General features: G+C 47.0%; 1 protein-coding gene. It reads right to left on the reverse strand.

All coding sequences use genetic code 11. The annotated features are described in order from the left end of the window. A partial coding sequence (locus LJE12_RS19835) for an FGGY-family carbohydrate kinase (protein WP_255610928.1) occupies nt 1-287 on the reverse strand: 287 nt, incomplete at both ends.

The following is a 287-nucleotide window of genomic DNA, read 5'->3' on the forward strand; positions in this document are numbered from 1 at the left end:
CTGCATGGATTTCTTTCTTTGTTGCCTTTGCAGTCAGCTCATTGAGATATCCTGCGTTGGAACCGCCGCCCACGATATGAATACGGCTGTAAGTCCTGCCTGTCATCTCTTCCAGCTCTTTTGCTGTCTTTGCATAGCATTCCGCAAGACTTGTGTAGATAACTGTTGCAATCTCTCCCAGAGTTTCCGGAACCTTCTGTCCTGTTCTGCGGCAGTAATCCTTAACTTCCTCTGTCATATTGTCAGGAGAAAGGAAACACTCATCATTTGCGTCTACTCTTGACGGG

Source organism: Blautia sp. DFI.6.71, from assembly GCF_020593585.1.
GTDB lineage: Bacteria > Bacillota > Clostridia > Lachnospirales > Lachnospiraceae > Blautia_A > Blautia_A wexlerae.